Annotated in this window: 15 protein-coding genes; 1 reads left to right on the top strand and 14 read right to left on the bottom strand. The window is 54.8% G+C overall.

The window, feature by feature from the left end:
- Positions 1 to 11: 11 nt before the first annotated feature.
- From hisS to ACQKE4_RS09820, 11 genes are all read right to left on the bottom strand, one after another.
- Complete coding sequence (gene hisS, locus ACQKE4_RS09870) at positions 12 to 1,313, bottom strand: histidine--tRNA ligase (protein ID WP_427388146.1); 1,302 nt, start codon at positions 1,311 to 1,313, stop codon at positions 12 to 14.
- Between the two features lie 60 nt (positions 1,314 to 1,373).
- On the bottom strand, positions 1,374 to 2,489 hold the full coding sequence (ispG, locus tag ACQKE4_RS09865) for a flavodoxin-dependent (E)-4-hydroxy-3-methylbut-2-enyl-diphosphate synthase (protein WP_427388145.1): 1,116 nt from the start codon (positions 2,487 to 2,489) through the stop codon (positions 1,374 to 1,376).
- Positions 2,490 to 2,497: 8 nt separating this feature from the next.
- On the bottom strand, positions 2,498 to 3,508 hold the full coding sequence (locus tag ACQKE4_RS09860) for a RodZ domain-containing protein (RefSeq protein ID WP_427388144.1): 1,011 nt from the start codon (positions 3,506 to 3,508) through the stop codon (positions 2,498 to 2,500).
- A 47-nt stretch (positions 3,509 to 3,555) separates the two neighbouring features.
- Positions 3,556 to 4,290 (bottom strand): type IV pilus biogenesis/stability protein PilW, encoded by a 735-nt coding sequence (gene pilW / locus ACQKE4_RS09855; RefSeq protein WP_427388143.1) that lies wholly within the window; start codon positions 4,288 to 4,290, stop codon positions 3,556 to 3,558.
- Between the two features lie 116 nt (positions 4,291 to 4,406).
- A complete protein-coding gene (rlmN, locus tag ACQKE4_RS09850) occupies positions 4,407 to 5,591 on the bottom strand; it encodes a 23S rRNA (adenine(2503)-C(2))-methyltransferase RlmN (protein WP_427388142.1) in 1,185 nt (394 codons plus the stop codon).
- Positions 5,592 to 5,682: 91 nt separating this feature from the next.
- Positions 5,683 to 6,108, bottom strand: coding sequence for a nucleoside-diphosphate kinase (gene ndk, locus ACQKE4_RS09845; protein ID WP_427388140.1), 426 nt, complete (start codon positions 6,106 to 6,108; stop codon positions 5,683 to 5,685).
- 194 nt (positions 6,109 to 6,302) lie between these two features.
- On the bottom strand, positions 6,303 to 6,629 hold the full coding sequence (locus ACQKE4_RS09840) for a HesB/IscA family protein (RefSeq protein ID WP_427388138.1): 327 nt from the start codon (positions 6,627 to 6,629) through the stop codon (positions 6,303 to 6,305).
- 13 nt (positions 6,630 to 6,642) lie between these two features.
- On the bottom strand, positions 6,643 to 7,827 hold the full coding sequence (locus tag ACQKE4_RS09835; protein ID WP_427388137.1) for an aminotransferase class V-fold PLP-dependent enzyme: 1,185 nt from the start codon (positions 7,825 to 7,827) through the stop codon (positions 6,643 to 6,645).
- Positions 7,828 to 7,886: 59 nt separating this feature from the next.
- Entirely contained in the window at positions 7,887 to 8,354 is a 468-nt protein-coding gene (gene iscR, locus ACQKE4_RS09830; protein WP_427388136.1) for a Fe-S cluster assembly transcriptional regulator IscR, read from the bottom strand.
- 78 nt (positions 8,355 to 8,432) lie between these two features.
- Entirely contained in the window at positions 8,433 to 9,308 is an 876-nt protein-coding gene (cysE, locus tag ACQKE4_RS09825) for a serine O-acetyltransferase (RefSeq protein WP_427388135.1), read from the bottom strand.
- Positions 9,309 to 9,467: 159 nt separating this feature from the next.
- Complete coding sequence (locus tag ACQKE4_RS09820; RefSeq protein ID WP_427388134.1) at positions 9,468 to 10,229, bottom strand: RNA methyltransferase; 762 nt, start codon at positions 10,227 to 10,229, stop codon at positions 9,468 to 9,470.
- Positions 10,230 to 10,421: 192 nt separating this feature from the next.
- Between ACQKE4_RS09820 and ACQKE4_RS09815 the strand changes: the two genes are divergently transcribed.
- The gene (locus ACQKE4_RS09815; protein ID WP_427388133.1) at positions 10,422 to 11,216 is read left to right on the top strand and encodes an inositol monophosphatase family protein; all 795 of its coding nucleotides are present in this window, start codon (positions 10,422 to 10,424) and stop codon (positions 11,214 to 11,216) included.
- Positions 11,217 to 11,316: 100 nt separating this feature from the next.
- On the opposite strand, the gene secF is transcribed toward ACQKE4_RS09815, so the two are convergent.
- The 3 genes from secF to yajC form a co-directional block, all read right to left on the bottom strand.
- On the bottom strand, positions 11,317 to 12,243 hold the full coding sequence (secF, locus tag ACQKE4_RS09810) for a protein translocase subunit SecF (protein WP_427388132.1): 927 nt from the start codon (positions 12,241 to 12,243) through the stop codon (positions 11,317 to 11,319).
- 34 nt (positions 12,244 to 12,277) lie between these two features.
- Positions 12,278 to 14,131 (bottom strand): protein translocase subunit SecD, encoded by a 1,854-nt coding sequence (gene secD, locus ACQKE4_RS09805; RefSeq protein ID WP_427388131.1) that lies wholly within the window; start codon positions 14,129 to 14,131, stop codon positions 12,278 to 12,280.
- A 132-nt stretch (positions 14,132 to 14,263) separates the two neighbouring features.
- The gene (gene yajC, locus ACQKE4_RS09800; RefSeq protein WP_290836520.1) at positions 14,264 to 14,590 is read right to left on the bottom strand and encodes a preprotein translocase subunit YajC; all 327 of its coding nucleotides are present in this window, start codon (positions 14,588 to 14,590) and stop codon (positions 14,264 to 14,266) included.
- Between the last annotated feature and the right edge of the window lie 23 nt (positions 14,591 to 14,613).

Genomic DNA, 14,613 nt, shown 5'->3' with positions numbered 1-14,613 from the left:
CCTGCTGGGCATTAAGTGTCAGCAGCCAGTAGCTCGCCTAGCGTTTGGCCCAGGATTGCAAAGGGCACACGCTGCTGCTCGCGATCGTCGCGTAGAAACTTGAGCGTAGCTGCCTGCTCAGACATTTCATCTTCACCGAGCAGAATAGCCATCAATGCGCCGCTTTTGTCGGCTTTTTTGATCCGGCTTTTGAAGCTGCCTCCACCGCAATGAAGCTGCAGGCGCAGGGTCGGCAATTCGCTACGCAGCTGCTCAGCTAGCGTGATCGCCGCAATAGTAGCGTTATCATCCATGGCCAGCAGATAGACATCACAGCCGCCAAGGGCGTCGTCAGGGATTAAATTCAACGTGTCAAGCAGCAGAATCAGCCGTTCGATACCCATGGCAAAACCAACCGCTGGCGTAGGTTTGCCGCCCAGCTGTTCCACAAGACCGTCGTAGCGTCCGCCCGCACAAACGGTTCCCTGGCTGCCGAGTGCAGTGGTGGTCCACTCGAACACTGTGCGGCAGTAGTAATCGAGCCCGCGCACCAAGCGTGGGTTAATCACGTAGGGAATGCCCGCCGCTTCAAGCATCTTGGTGAGCTGCTCAAAGTGTTCGCGTGATTCTGTATCCAAGTGATCCATTAACTGCGGCGCGGCGTCGAGCATCTCGGCCATGGCCGGGTTTTTAGAATCCAGAATGCGCAGCGGATTGCTGGTCAAACGGCGCTTCGAGTCTTCATCCAGCACATCTCGGTGCTGCTCAAAATAGGCCACCAGCGTGTCTCGATAAGCGGCACGCGCCTCAGATGAACCCAAGGAGTTAAGCTCCAGGGTGACATGCTCCATCAGCCCTAGCTCTTGCCATAAGCGGGCCGACAGCAAAATCACTTCGGCGTCGATATCCGGGCCATCAAAACCAAACGTCTCAACGCCAATTTGATGGAACTGGCGGTAGCGGCCTTTTTGTGGACGCTCGTAGCGAAACATCGGGCCCTGATACCACAACCGCTGGGTTTGGTTATACAGCAGCCCGTGCTCCATGGCTGCACGCACACAGCTGGCGGTGCCTTCTGGGCGCAGGGTTAAACTTTCGCTGTTGCGATCATCGAAGGTGTACATCTCTTTTTCGACGATATCAGTGACTTCACCGATAGAGCGCGCAAACAGTGCGGTTTGCTCAACGATAGGCGTACGAATTTCGTTGAAGCCATAACGCAACATAAGGTGACGTACTTTGGTTTCAAAGAACTGCCAGCGCGGGCTGTCACTGGGTAATAGGTCGTTCATACCACGAATGGCTTGAATCTTTTTAACGGCGGACTTGCTCAATGAAAACTCCTTATCTGCCTGCGTAGGTTAGATACGCACGCTGGCAGTTAGCCCCAGCGCTTAAACGCTTCGGGCAATCATGTCGTCTTGCTGCTGCTGTTTTTCGCGTACTTTGTCACGAATCAACTTTTCTAGATCGTCCACCAAATGGTCATTGCGTAGCTTGCTAGCCGGCTTGCCATCGATATACACCAAGTTGGCAGGACTACCCCCTGTCAGGCCTATGTCGGTCTCTTTGGCTTCGCCTGGGCCGTTCACAACGCAACCGATTACCGAGACGTTCAAGGGCGTCATGACATCTTCAAGACGCTCTTCGAGCTGGTTCATGGTGCTAATGACGTCAAAGTTCTGGCGCGAACAACTGGGGCAAGCAATAAAGTTAATGCCTTTGGAGCGCAGCTTAAGGCTTCTGAGCATGTCGAAGCCAACTTTAATCTCTTCCACCGGGTCTGCCGCGAGTGAAACGCGAATGGTGTCACCAATGCCATCCATCAGCAGCATGCCAAGGCCAATCGATGATTTCACGGTGCCCGAACGTAGCCCGCCTGCTTCGGTAATGCCCAGGTGAAGCGGCTGCTCAATGCGTGTTGCAAGGTCGCGATAAGCCGCGACAGCCATAAACACATCAGAGGCTTTCACACTGACTTTGAATTCGGCGAAGTCGAGACGTTCTAGGTAATCAATATGGCGCATGGCAGACTCCACCAGCGCCGCTGGCGTTGGCTCGCCATATTTCTTCTGCAGGTCTTTTTCTAATGAACCTGCGTTGACACCAATACGAATGGGAATGCCGTGATCACGGGCCGCGCTAACAACGGCGCGTACACGGTCTTCACGACCGATGTTGCCTGGATTAATACGCAGGCAGTCGACACCTAGCTCCGCAACACGCAGGGCGATTTTGTAATCAAAATGGATATCGGCGACGAGCGGTACATCCACTAGCTTTTTGATTTGACCAAAGGTTTCAGCGGCGTCCATATCGGGCACTGAAACGCGCACAATATCCGCACCGGCTTTTTCCAACTGCTGGATTTGAGCAACGGTCGCTGCCACATCCAAGGTATTGGTATTGGTCATGCTTTGAACGGAGATAGGCGCATCACCGCCAACCGCCACTTTGCCAACGTGAATTTGGCGAGAAAGGCGGCGTTTAATCGGAGAAGGTGCGTGCATAAGGCGGGTCACTCTCCCAGGGTGAATCGGGCAACGTTATTGGCACCAGCACGGGCGGGAAGATCAACTTCCTCGCCCTGGTAGCGCAACTCAACGCCAGTGGCATTACCTACCGTTAGGCGAAACGGAGGTTCGCCTTCAACAGTAGTGGTAGTGCCGGGGGTTTGCAGACCAACAAAGACGCGCTGATTGGTGGCATCAAAAATTTCAGTCCACGACTGCTCGTTGAAGGTGAGCTCAAGCGTATTGACGTTAACGGATTGCTCAGCGTCGTCGCTAGTGGTGGTTTCATCTTCCACTGCGGCTGTTTGCGGCTCGTCCGCGGTATCGGTCGGCGCAGGTGAGTCTGGCGCTGACGCTAAGTCAGTACCATCTTCGCCTGTCATCGGCTCTTCAGAAGTCGTCGGCGTAGGTGAGATGTTAACGGCATCGCTAATCAGCGCTGTATTTTCGCCGCCACTGGTAAAGCCTGGGCTCGGGGAATCGTCAGCGCCTGCTGCAGGCTCATCATTGGCAGGCAGTGCAGGTGGGGGCGTGGTCTCTTCCGTGGGGGAAGAGCTAAAACCAGGCGGCTCGTTACCGCCACGGCTTTGCCACCACATAACGGTAACCGCAATCAGCCCGACAATAACCAGTAACGTGACTAGCTTAAACAGCCAGGCGCCAATTTTTGACGGAGGTCTGCTAGCTGTCGAAACGGGCGTAACTTTGCGCTCGGTGTCGATCGTGCCATTGCGGGCTTGATAAGCCTCGAGTACAAGATGGTCATCCATGCCGAGATATTTTGCGTAAGCGCGCAGGTAGCCGCGACGATAAGCTGCAACCGGAATTTCTTGGTAATCATCCCGCTCAAGCCCACCAATGACCGCGGGTCGCAGGTTAAGTGCCCGGGCAGCATCGGCAAGCGGAACGCCAAGCTGTTCACGTTGGCGCAACAAAAGCTCGCCGGGGGAGGTGCTAGCGTGGACAGTGTCGCTAGTGCTGTTAATAACGTTTTCTTGTGACTGTGTATCGCTCATGGCTGAGCATCCTTCATTAAATAAGCGGTGATCAGGGCGGCAATCAGTCAGTTAGTGCCGAGCTGGCGTTGGTATTCAGCGGCCATGCTATGGTCGCCGCGAGCATGGGCGATATCAACCGCCATCTCCAACGCTGCTCGGTCGGGCTCTGCGAGCTGTAAATAGTTTTGCAGTGGTGCCCAGGCCTGAGGGTAGTTGCCCTGCGAATATTCGAGTTCAGCTAACATTAAATAGCCGCGTGCATTACGCGGATCAATACTCTGCGCACGCTGCAATCGAGCGCGCGCTTTATCAAATTCTTCCAATGCCACATAGCACTGCCCTAAATTAGCAAATAGCTGGGCACGATTGGCATATTGGGCATCCTGAGATGCGATTTCTAACTGTTCACAGGCGGCGTCATACTGCCCCCGCCCATATAAAAACGCGGCGTAATTATTACGTGCGCGAGTAAAATCAGGCTCAGCGGTAACCGCCTGCTGAAAATAATCATTAGCAAGCGCATATTCGCCCTGCTGTTGGTAAACCAGCGCCAGTGCTTGAAGCGCCTCTGCATGTCGTGGCGCAATTTCAATTGCCCGATCCAATGCGTTTAACGCACGGGGTAAGTTGTCGCGCTCCAAGTAGGCAACGCCAAGCTGGGTATAGGCGTCGGCTGCCGCTGGATTCGCTTGCGGTGTGAACGTGTTGGAAGAGGCACAGCCGGCTAGCCACAGGCTACCGATAAGTACGGTAAGCATGGGCACCCGAGTTGGGTGTTGACGCCTGCGGTGAGCGATCATGTAAATCCTCTTGTGGTGAACGTCCAACTGCTAACCAGATGCTAAATGAAAACCGTGTCCATCAAAGCGCCGTGCTAGGCGTAAGTCAAGATAAGCCCTGTTTTCTATCTCCCACCTTAGTCGGCATCAAGCTGTACAGACTGGATGTAACGTGCGCTGCGTTTGGTGCGGTCTTTAACACGACCCACCAATTGACCACAGGCAGCATCAATATCCTCGCCGCGTGTGGTTCTAACGGTCGCTGTGTAGCCTAAATCGTAGAGCCACTGCTGGAAACGCATGACTTGGTTACGAGACGGCTTTTCATACCCGGAATTAGGGAACGGGTTAAACGGTATCAAATTTATCTTGCACGGCAGCTCTTTCAGTAATGCGGCTAACTGCTCGGCGTGCTCCTGTTGATCATTAATGTCTTTGATCAACGTGTACTCAATGGTGATTTGACGATTAACCGGGCATTTAGATAAGTAGCGGTGGCAGGCATCCAGCAAAGCGCGAATATTATATTTGCGGTTAATGGGTACCAGCGTATTGCGCAACTCATCAGTAGACGCGTGCAGCGAAATCGCCAAACTGACGTCCATCTCATCGCCCAGCTTGTCGATCATCGGCACGACGCCAGAAGTCGATAGGGTTACACGACGTTTGGACAGGCCGTAGCCGTTATCATCAAGCATCAGCTTCATGGCCGGTACAACGTTGTCGAAGTTGAGCAGAGGTTCGCCCATACCCATCATGACGACGTTAGTCACAGGACGGTTGGCCGTGTCGCGGCGCGGGCCAACGCTTCGCTGAGCAACCCATACTTGACCAATAATTTCAGCAGCGGTTAAGTTGCGCTGAAAACCCTGCTTGCCGGTGGAGCAGAAACTGCAGTCCAGCGAGCAGCCGACCTGAGAAGAGACGCATAGCGTGCGGCGCTTGCCATTCTCTGCTGGGATCAATACTGTTTCTACGTAACTGCCATCTTCCACTTCCAGCACCCATTTGCGCGTGCCGTCGCTGGAAGTACCTTCGTAGATGACCGCCGGGCCACGAATTTCAGCCACCCGTGCCAGTTTTTCACGTAAAGGTTTGGAGAGATTCGTCATCGCAGCAAAATCATCGCTGCCTTCCTGGTGAATCCACTTCATCAGTTGGGCGGCACGAAACTTCTTTTCACCGATTGATAAAAAGAAGGCTTCCATCTGCTCGCGTGACATACCAAGCAGGTTTTGGCGTTCAGGCGTCGCTTTTACGACAGGCGTACTGGCGGCGTCTGAAAGGGGGGCGGGCGTATGTTGGGCTACAGTGGTGGTCATGGCGGTCAGCGTTCAAGAAAGGGGCGGGGGCTTAACCCCCGCAAAATGGCCGGCAACGAAAGTTGAGACGGCGCGGCGCTAACGTATAGGCTTAGCGCGGGCAGATTTCGTCGTTGCCAAAGAAGTAATTAATTTCGCGCTCAGCGCTTTCCGGAGAATCAGAACCATGGACAGCGTTCGCGTCGATTGTTTCCGCAAAATCTGCGCGAATAGTGCCAGGAGCCGCTTCTTTCGGGTTAGTAGCGCCCATTAGATCGCGGTTTTTGGCGATGGCGCCTTCACCTTCCAGCACTTGAACTACCACCGGGCCAGAGGTCATGAAGCCAACCAGGTCTTTAAAGAACGGACGCTCTTTGTGTTCTGCGTAGAAGCCGCCCGCTTTCTCTTCAGAAAGATGAACCATTTTGGCGGCAACAACGTTGAGGCCAGCTTTTTCAAAACGAGCAATGATCTCACCAATAGCATTCTTGGCAACAGCATCAGGCTTGATAATAGAAAGAGTGCGTTCAGTAGCCATGTGAAATGGTCTCCTTAAAAAGGGGTTAAGCAAAAACTGCCGCCACAGAAAGCCGTGGCGGCTCAGAAAATAATTCAGTTAGAGCGCTTCTGGCAGCGAATACCCCGGCTGCCTAGTCGCGACTCTTCAAGGGCGCGATTATAGCGCTTAAGCCGGGGTATGAATACCGGTGATGAAACCTGAAAGCATCAAGCTTAAACGGTAAAGCTCTCGCCGCAGCCGCATTCATCTTTCACATTGGGGTTGTTGAAGCGGAAAAAGCGATTGAGTCCTTCGCTGACGTAATCCACTTCACTGCCGTTGAGCATCTCGACCGCATCGGGAGCCACATAAACGCTGGCACCATGGGCTTCAAAATGTACTTCGTCGTCGCTGACGGTGTCTGCAAAATCAAGCACGTAGCTGAAGCCTGAGCAGCCGCTTGGCTTAACCGAGACCCGCAGGCCAAGCCCTTGGCCTCGCTCATCAAGTACGTGACGGATCTGTTGTGCGGCAGCCGGGGTAATATTGAGTGTTGCCATAAGGCATCCTCCCTTAAGAATTGCGTGGCGGTGAACGTAAGCCGTTCACCGCGTGGCGTATGAGCGTTAACGCATGATCAATATCGGCTTCGGTGGTAAAACGGCCAAAGCTAAAGCGCAGCGATGAGAGCGCAAGCGAGCGCGGCGTGCCAATGCCGAGCAATACGTAGGAGGGGTCGACGCTTGCTGAATTGCACGCCGAACCGGTCGAGACCGCCACGTCGCGCAGCGCCATCAGCAGCGACTCGCCGTCTACACCCTCAAACGCGAGGTTAAGAATATTAGGGACAACGCGCTTAAAATCGCGATCCAACGGGGTATTGGCAAAAATACCTTCGACGCCTTCAAGCCCTTGCAAAAAGCGTTGCTGTAACTGCTTGATATGGGCGTTGTCGGTTTCATGTTCCTGCTGCATGACGGCAAAAGCTTCACCCATGCCAGCAATTTGATGCGTCGGCAGGGTGCCGGAGCGCATGCCGCGTTCATGGCCGCCGCCGTGAATCAGCGCCTCGACGCGAATATCCGGGTGGCGCTTCACGTACAGTGCTCCTACGCCTTTGGGGCCATAGGTTTTGTGTGCTGAAAGCGACATCAGGTCAATTTGCTGGGCCACCACGTCTAAAGGAATACGTCCAACCGCCTGAGCAGCATCGGTGTGGAACGCTGCACCAAACGCATGGGCGACCTCTGCCAAGGCCGCAATATCATTGATACTGCCTAGCTCGTTGTGAACCGCCATTAGCGAGACCAGCACCGTGTCGTCGCGCATCGCCGTGCGTAGTTGCTCAGGCTGAATGCAGCCGTCGCGTCCGGGCGTGAGCCAAGTGACGTCAAAGCCCTCTTTTTCCAGCGCATGGGCGGTATCCACGATAGCTTTATGCTCAATCGTAGAGGTCACCATATGCATGCCCCGCTCACGGTTAGCGCGCATAAAGCCCATGAGCGCTAAATTGTCCGCCTCGGTAGCCCCGCTGGTCCACACGATCTCTCTAGGATCTGCGCCAATGACATCGGCCACTTGGCGGCGTGCCTGTTCAATCACCTGTTCCGCCTGCCAGCCCAACATATGGCTGCGCGAGGCGGGGTTAGCAAACAGCTGGTCAACCGTTAAGTAGCGCTGCATCACCTCCGCCGCGCGTACATCAACCGGTGTGGTAGCGGCGTAATCCAGGTAGATCGGCAGCGAGGGAGTGGTCATCGTTAACGTCCGGCGGTTTATCGGTACATTCGTGTGTGAGAGGGCTTATGTAAATCAGCTCAAGGCGAAGAAGCGAGAATGCCCGCTTCAGCACGCTGTTTTTGCCGTGATGCAATTCTTATGACATCAGGGCGGAGCATCAGTTGTGCAAGCGTCATATCGTCCAGGAAGTGGCGAATCTGCAAAGAGAGCTCGCACCATAAATGATGCGTCAGGCAGGTGTCGCCCTGTTGGCAGTCGGAAAGGCCTTGGCAGCGTGTAGCATCAACGCTTTCATTCACTGCGTCGATCACCTTTGACACGCTTATTGCGTCTGCAGGCTGAGAAAGCAAATAGCCGCCGCCTGGGCCGCGCACGCTATTGACCAAGCCTGCACGGCGCAGGCGAGCAAACAGCTGCTCTAAATAGGAGAGCGATATCTCTTGGCGCTGGGAGATATCGCTTAGGCTAGTCGGGCCGTTATGGGTATGCAACGCCAAATCGAGCATGGCGGTAACGGCGTAACGGCCTTTGGTGGTCAAGCGCATAGCAAGCCCCTCGACGCTGAACCTTCAGCGTACTAACGGCAAATGTGTCGCCATTATGGGAAAACCTGAGTGCTTTGGTCAACCATTACGCGGTGGTAGCGTTTCTTGCTCGCTAGTCGCTTCGGCTGTTGGCGCTACTGGTGAGCGCTTGCCGACACCGGGGCAGCCGGTATCATGCTCATCCAGTATGTCGGCAAAGTCTTCATCCCGCAGCGCTGGCAATTGTCCGTCACGGTAGTTGGCATCAAGCTTGCGCAGGGTAGAGCACATGCGCTCAATACGCTCATCCACGGCATGCATATGATCAAGCATGGCCTGCATGGAGCGGGCGACAGGATCGGGCATATCCTGGCTGACGCCGTAGGCATCAAAGCCAAATTTCTGGCAAATGGCTTCACGCCGGGCAGGGTCAACATCCAATGCCTCTTCCACATCAGGGTCGGCACGTTTGACAATTTTACCTGGGATACCGACCACCGTTGCGCCTGGCGGCACTTCTTTAGTGACCACCGCGTTGGAGCCAATTTTTGCCCCGGCGCCGACGGTGAAAGGGCCCAGTATTTTGGCGCCTGCACCGACAATCACGCCATCTTCGAGTGTGGGGTGACGTTTGCCTTTATTCCAACTGGTGCCGCCCAGGGTGACACCCTGATACAGCGTGACGTTGTTGCCCACCTGGGCAGTTTCACCAATCACCACGCCCATGCCGTGATCGATAAAGAACCGCCGACCTATTGTGGCACCCGGATGAATTTCAATGCCGGTAAGCCAGCGTGAGAACGTCGACAGCGTCCGCGCCAGCCACTTTAGGTTTTTCTTCCACAGCCAGTGGCCGCAGCGATGCAGCAGCAGGGCGTGCAGGCCAGGGTAGTTGGTCAGCACCTCAAGAAAGTTACGTGCGGCGGGGTCGCGGTCAAATACGCTGTTGATGTCTTCACGTAGACGTTGAAACATGAGGTGTTCCTTGGCGTTAAGGGGCGGCGACTAACTGCTGAAGTAGTAGAACGCGCTATTGATATTTCAGCAGTGGAATAACGTTAGCAGAATAGCGAAGTTGGGGCGCGCAGCGTCAACTTCAAGTTTAGGCTATTCAACCTCATCCAGCGGGTATCGCTAAGGCTGCTTGCGATGGGCCGCTTTTTCCGTTGCCGATAAGATTCCGCGTAAAATATTCATTTCCATGCGCTCTGGCCGGGCGCGCAAATACAAACGGCGCAGTCTCGCCATTAATTGCCGCGGCTGTGCAGGGTCGTGAAAATCAATAGCAATCAACGTGCGCTCTAAATGCTCAAAATAGTGCTCTAGTTCTGCATGTGTCGACAGCGCTTCGTCGCCACTTGGCAATGCTGATGGGGCGTCGGCTTGGTCTAGGTTGGCTTGGTCCAGCCACGCCATCCGGCACTCATAGGCCAGCACCTGAACTGCTGCTGCCAAATTAAGCGAGCTGAAATCGGCATTGGTAGGAATATGCACGTGTGCGTGGCAGCGTTGTAGTTCTGCATTGGTGAGGCCGCTATCCTCGCGACCAAACACCAGCGCTACGCGTGCGCCTTCAGGCTTACACTCTGCAGGCAAGCGATCAGCTAGCTCCCTGGGTGACAGCATGGGCCAGGGCAGAGTACGCGAGCGCGCACTAGCGCCCACCGCCAGCGTGGAGTCGGCCACCGCTTCTTCTAGGGTGGTGTACACATGGGCTTGATGTAGCAGGTGATCAGCGCCGGAGGCACGGGAAATGCTGTCCTGAGTAATCACCTCACAGCGGGGGGCGACAAGGGCTAAATCTGCCAAGCCCATATTGTGCATGGCGCGTGCCACGCCGCCGATGTTGCCGGGGTGGCTGGTGCCGATTAATACAATGCGAATGCGCTCAAGCATGATAGGGCTCGGTGAATAAGGCTCTGCAAAAAGAGCAAGTGATCATTAAGGTGTAAAACGCGCAGTCTATCATGAGTCGATGGCATGCCCGAGAGCGGTCTGCTAGAATTGCGCGCCAAAGGCTGCCAAGTGCAGCTAGATGCAGGTTCTTAAGCATCACGTTCTTTAACATCACTGTGACAAGGCCCAACCATGAATCCGATGGTCCAATTTACGCTGCGTGCTGCACGTGGCGCTGTTGAACACTTTCTACGTGTTCGCGAACGTATTGAAAACGCCCACGAAGAATTTAACCTTGACCGCCTGCTCGATGAGACAGCGCGCAAGGCCGAAGCGACGATTGTTCAACAGTTGGAACGCGGTTATCCCCTGCACGGTGTTACCGGTCGCTTTACGCCGCACAAAGCGGGTGAAGGCGAAGGTAAGGATATCGTCTGGAAAATTGAACCGATGCACGGCTACTCCAATTTAGCCGTTGCCGGTAAGGGCTTTGCACTCTCAGTGGTGTGTCTTATTAAAGGTCGTCCCGAGCACGCAGTGATTATCTGCCCGTTCGCCGACGATGAATACATCGCCAGCCGTGGTCGCGGCGCCCAGCACAATGACAAGCGTATGCGCGTAAGCAAGCCTACCGCCATCAGCGGTACGCGCCTGTCGATGAGCCTGCCTGAAGTGTGGCTACGCCCCCGTCATCTTCCTGCCTACTTAACTATTGCACAGCAACTGGCCCCACAAGTTGAAACGCTGCTGGCGTCAGGCTGTGGCCTGTTAGACATGTGCGAATTGGCTAGCGGTCGCGTTGACAGCGCTTTTGTCCTGGGTCTGGAAGAGCAGGATATGCAGGTAGGCACGCTGTTCTTGAAAGAAGCGGGCGCTTTAATGGGCACCCCCGACGGCCAGCCAAGCGTGCAGGTTGAAGGTCAACTAATGGCCGCAGGGCCACGTCTTTATAAAGCGCTGATCAAGCAGTTGGCGCCGCACTTTTAAATACACCATTTAGTCTTTCACGGCTAAAACAAAGTGCCCCTGCTGGGAAAACCAGCAGGGGCATTTTGGCATGCCAGAAGAATTACCTGTACGGCTAGCGTTAAGGCAGCTCTTCCTCTTCTTCGTCGGTTTCTTTCTTTGTGGGTATCAAGTCTTCCCGCGACAACTTAAGCGGGATCAACAGCGCGGCCGCCGTGTAAATGGAAGAGAACGTACCCACCACGATGCCGATAAGCAGTGCAATGGCGAAGTTCTCAATCATATCCCCGCCGAGCAGCAGTAGCGCAAGCAGTACCAATACGGTGGTGCCCGACGTTGCTAGGGTGCGCGAAAGCGTAGCGTTAATCGCTTCGTTAAATATCTGTGGCATGTCGTCAATCCGCGACGTGCGGATCATTTCACGAATGCGGTCATACACTACGATGGTGTCATTTAACGAATAACCGATAACGGCCAGAATCGCGGCCAGGACGGTGAGGTTGAAATCGAGCTGAAATAGAGCGAAAACGCCGATCACGATAATCACATCGTGCAGCAGGGCAAGCAGAGCGCCAATCGCAAACTTGTACTGGAAGCGCAGCGCCACGTAGAGCATTACCACGCCTAGCGCTACCAACAGGCCTAAGCCGCTTTGGTCGCGTAACTGGTCGCCTACCTGGGCGCCAACAAACTCAGCACGAACCAAGTCGACGCTGGCACCATCGGCACGCAGCAGGTTAACCACTTCCGCGCCCACATCCGCATCAAATGCCTGCTGTAGGCGAATTAAGACTTCTGTCGATGCCCCAAAGGTTTGCACAGAGACATCCTGGAAGCCGTTCTCTTCAAGCAGGACACGAATGGCATCTAATGAAGGAGCTGCGCCGTAGCGCACTTCGATCAGCGTGCCGCCAGTAAAGTCCAATCCCAGGTTTAGCTGTAGGAGCAGGATGGCACCAATCGACACGATAAGCATGACGGCAGAGACGGCGAACGCAAGCTTGCGCCGTCCCATAAAGTCGATTCGCAGGTGTGTTAGGGGTTTCATTACCACCTCTTAAGTTCTGGGCTAAGCGCGTGGTTTAAATCCACAGCTTTTTGACGGGTTTGCTGCCATAAACCAAGTTGACCATGGCACGAGTCACCACAAGGGCGGTGAACATCGACGTCAAAATGCCGATGGAAAGCGTTACGGCGAAGCCTTTCACCGGGCCGGTACCAATCGAGAACAGAATGACCGCTACCAGTAGCGTCGTGATATTGGCATCGACGATAGAGGTGAAGGCGCGCTCATAGCCCGCATGAATCGCCTGTTGAATCGACATGCCATTACGCAGCTCTTCGCGTATGCGCTCGAAGATGAGTACATTGGCATCTACTGCCATCCCCAGCGTTAGCACGATACCGGCAATACCTGGTAGGGTCAGGGTAGCCCCCAGTACAGACATCACGGCAATCAGCAGCGTTAAATTCAACGCCAGCGCCAGATTGGCAAACACGCCAAAGACTTTGTAGCGCACCAGCATAAACAGCACGACAAGCAGCAAGCCAATCTGGACCGAGAGCAGGCCGCGCTCAATATTTTCCGCGCCTAGGCTGGGTCCTATGGTGCGCTCTTGTGCAAAGTAGATAGGCGCTGCGAGTGAGCCAGAACGTAGCAAGAGCGAAAGCTCAGCGGCCTCTGTTGGCGAGTCTAGCCCGGTAATGCGGAAGCTGTTACCCAGCGCACTTTGAATTGTAGCAAGACTGATCAGGCCGCGCTCAACGTAGGGCTCGCGTACGATGGTCTCTTCGCCCGTTTCCGGGTCGACCACCACGCTATCTTCGCTCTTGTGCTCAATGAACAGCACCGCCATGTTGCGACCAATATTGGTGCGCGTGGCGCGGTTCATTAGCGTGCCGCCCGTGCCGTCCAGATTGATATTGACCTGGGGACGACCATTTTCATCAAAGCTGTTGCTGGCGCTGGAAACACTGTCACCGGTAATGATGACATCACGCATTAGCTCTGCTGAGCGCGATGGGTCATTACGGAAGGTATGCGTTTCGGTTTCAAGGTCCGGCGTGTCGTTGCGGGCTTCCAGGCGGAATTCCAAGTTAGCGGTGGCCCCTACTATCCGCTTGGCGGCGACGGTGTCTTGGACCCCTGGCAGTTCCACCACAATCTGGTTGGGACCCTGGCGCTGAACCATTGGCTCGGCTACGCCCAGCTCATCGACCCTGTTGCGCAGGGTTGTCAGGTTTTGGTTAACCGCATAATCCTGGATTTCGTTAACGGATTGATCGCTTAGCGACATCACTAGCCTGGAGGTGCGGCCATCCCCTTCGCTTGAGTAGTCAAAGTCAGGAAAGTCGCGGCTAATTAAGCGCCGAGCGGTGTCGCGGTCTTCTGCGCTGGCGAAGTCGATGGATAGCGAGCGCGCCTCCACATCGGTATTGCGATAACGGATTCGTTCGCTGCGCAGCAGTTCGCGCATGGCGCTGGCATTGACTTCCAGACGTTGGGTAAGCGCTGCGTCCATGTCCACTTCTAGCAAGAAGTGCACGCCGCCGCGTAGGTCGAGACCAAGTGTCATCGGTGAGGCGGAAAATGCCTGTAGCCAGTCGGGCGTCGCTTCAGCAAGGTTCAGTGCCACGCTCGCTTCATTGCCGAGTACGTCGGTGGCAATGTCACGGGCATTGAGTTGATCGTCGTCGCGTTCAAGACGAATCAACCACTGACCGTTTTGCTCTTCGAGCGCTTTGATCTCGATGCCATTTTCAGTAAGCGCGGTTTCGACACGGTCTATCTGACGCGAATCCAGTGAGTCGCCTTGAGCGCTGCTAAGTTGGATGGCGGGATCTGCGGGAAATAAGTTGGGAAGCGAGTAGATAAGGCCAACCACCAGGACGACCAGTATCAGCAGATACTTCCACATGGGGTAACGGTTGAGCATGCAAGCCCTGCCTTCAATTACAAACGGAATGCTGTGCACGGGCTAGCCGTGCACAGCAAAGTTCACCATCATTTATACCATGTCACCCCTGCCGGGGTGGCTGGCACTGTATCGGCAGGGGTGAAGCAGGGTTTAGATGGACTTGATGGTGCCTTTAGGCAATACGGCAGCAACGGCGTTCTTCTGCACGTTAACTTCGGTGCCTTCAGAAATTTCGATGGTCAAAAACTCATCGTTCACCTTAGTGATACGACCGACCAAGCCACCGCCAATCACAATTTCATCGCCTTTATCCAAGCTTGTTACCAACTGCTTGTGCTGTTTGGCGCGCTTAGCTTGCGGACGCCACAGTAGGAAATAGAAAATCAGCACGAAGCCGACCAGCATGACGATTTGCGCGATGCCACCGCCAGCAGCGGCTTCTTGGGCATGGGCTGGTGAGATGAAGAAATCCAGCATTGCAGAGAACTCCTGAGTTAGAA

Source organism: Halomonas sp. NPDC076908 (assembly GCF_050269715.1).
Lineage (GTDB): Bacteria > Pseudomonadota > Gammaproteobacteria > Pseudomonadales > Halomonadaceae > Vreelandella.
This window is presented reverse-complemented; position numbering and strand designations above follow the sequence as displayed.

What these genes read in the sequence shown, in the direction of transcription:
- iscR (WP_427388136.1), bottom strand. Translation starts at nt 8,354, where the DNA reads ATGCGCTTGACCACCAAAGGCCGTTACGCCGTTACCGCCATGCTCGAT.
- secF (WP_427388132.1), bottom strand. Translation starts at nt 12,243, where the DNA reads ATGAAACCCCTAACACACCTGCGAATCGACTTTATGGGACGGCGCAAG.
- ACQKE4_RS09840 (WP_427388138.1), bottom strand. Translation starts at nt 6,629, where the DNA reads ATGGCAACACTCAATATTACCCCGGCTGCCGCACAACAGATCCGTCAC.
- cysE (WP_427388135.1), bottom strand. Translation starts at nt 9,308, where the DNA reads ATGTTTCAACGTCTACGTGAAGACATCAACAGCGTATTTGACCGCGAC.
- ACQKE4_RS09835 (WP_427388137.1), bottom strand. Translation starts at nt 7,827, where the DNA reads ATGACCACTCCCTCGCTGCCGATCTACCTGGATTACGCCGCTACCACA.
- ACQKE4_RS09820 (WP_427388134.1), bottom strand. Translation starts at nt 10,229, where the DNA reads ATGCTTGAGCGCATTCGCATTGTATTAATCGGCACCAGCCACCCCGGC.
- ndk (WP_427388140.1), bottom strand. Translation starts at nt 6,108, where the DNA reads ATGGCTACTGAACGCACTCTTTCTATTATCAAGCCTGATGCTGTTGCC.
- pilW (WP_427388143.1), bottom strand. Translation starts at nt 4,290, where the DNA reads ATGATCGCTCACCGCAGGCGTCAACACCCAACTCGGGTGCCCATGCTT.
- yajC (WP_290836520.1), bottom strand. Translation starts at nt 14,590, where the DNA reads ATGCTGGATTTCTTCATCTCACCAGCCCATGCCCAAGAAGCCGCTGCT.
- ispG (WP_427388145.1), bottom strand. Translation starts at nt 2,489, where the DNA reads ATGCACGCACCTTCTCCGATTAAACGCCGCCTTTCTCGCCAAATTCAC.
- ACQKE4_RS09860 (WP_427388144.1), bottom strand. Translation starts at nt 3,508, where the DNA reads ATGAGCGATACACAGTCACAAGAAAACGTTATTAACAGCACTAGCGAC.
- rlmN (WP_427388142.1), bottom strand. Translation starts at nt 5,591, where the DNA reads ATGACCACCACTGTAGCCCAACATACGCCCGCCCCCCTTTCAGACGCC.
- secD (WP_427388131.1), bottom strand. Translation starts at nt 14,131, where the DNA reads ATGCTCAACCGTTACCCCATGTGGAAGTATCTGCTGATACTGGTCGTC.
- ACQKE4_RS09815 (WP_427388133.1), top strand. Translation starts at nt 10,422, where the DNA reads ATGAATCCGATGGTCCAATTTACGCTGCGTGCTGCACGTGGCGCTGTT.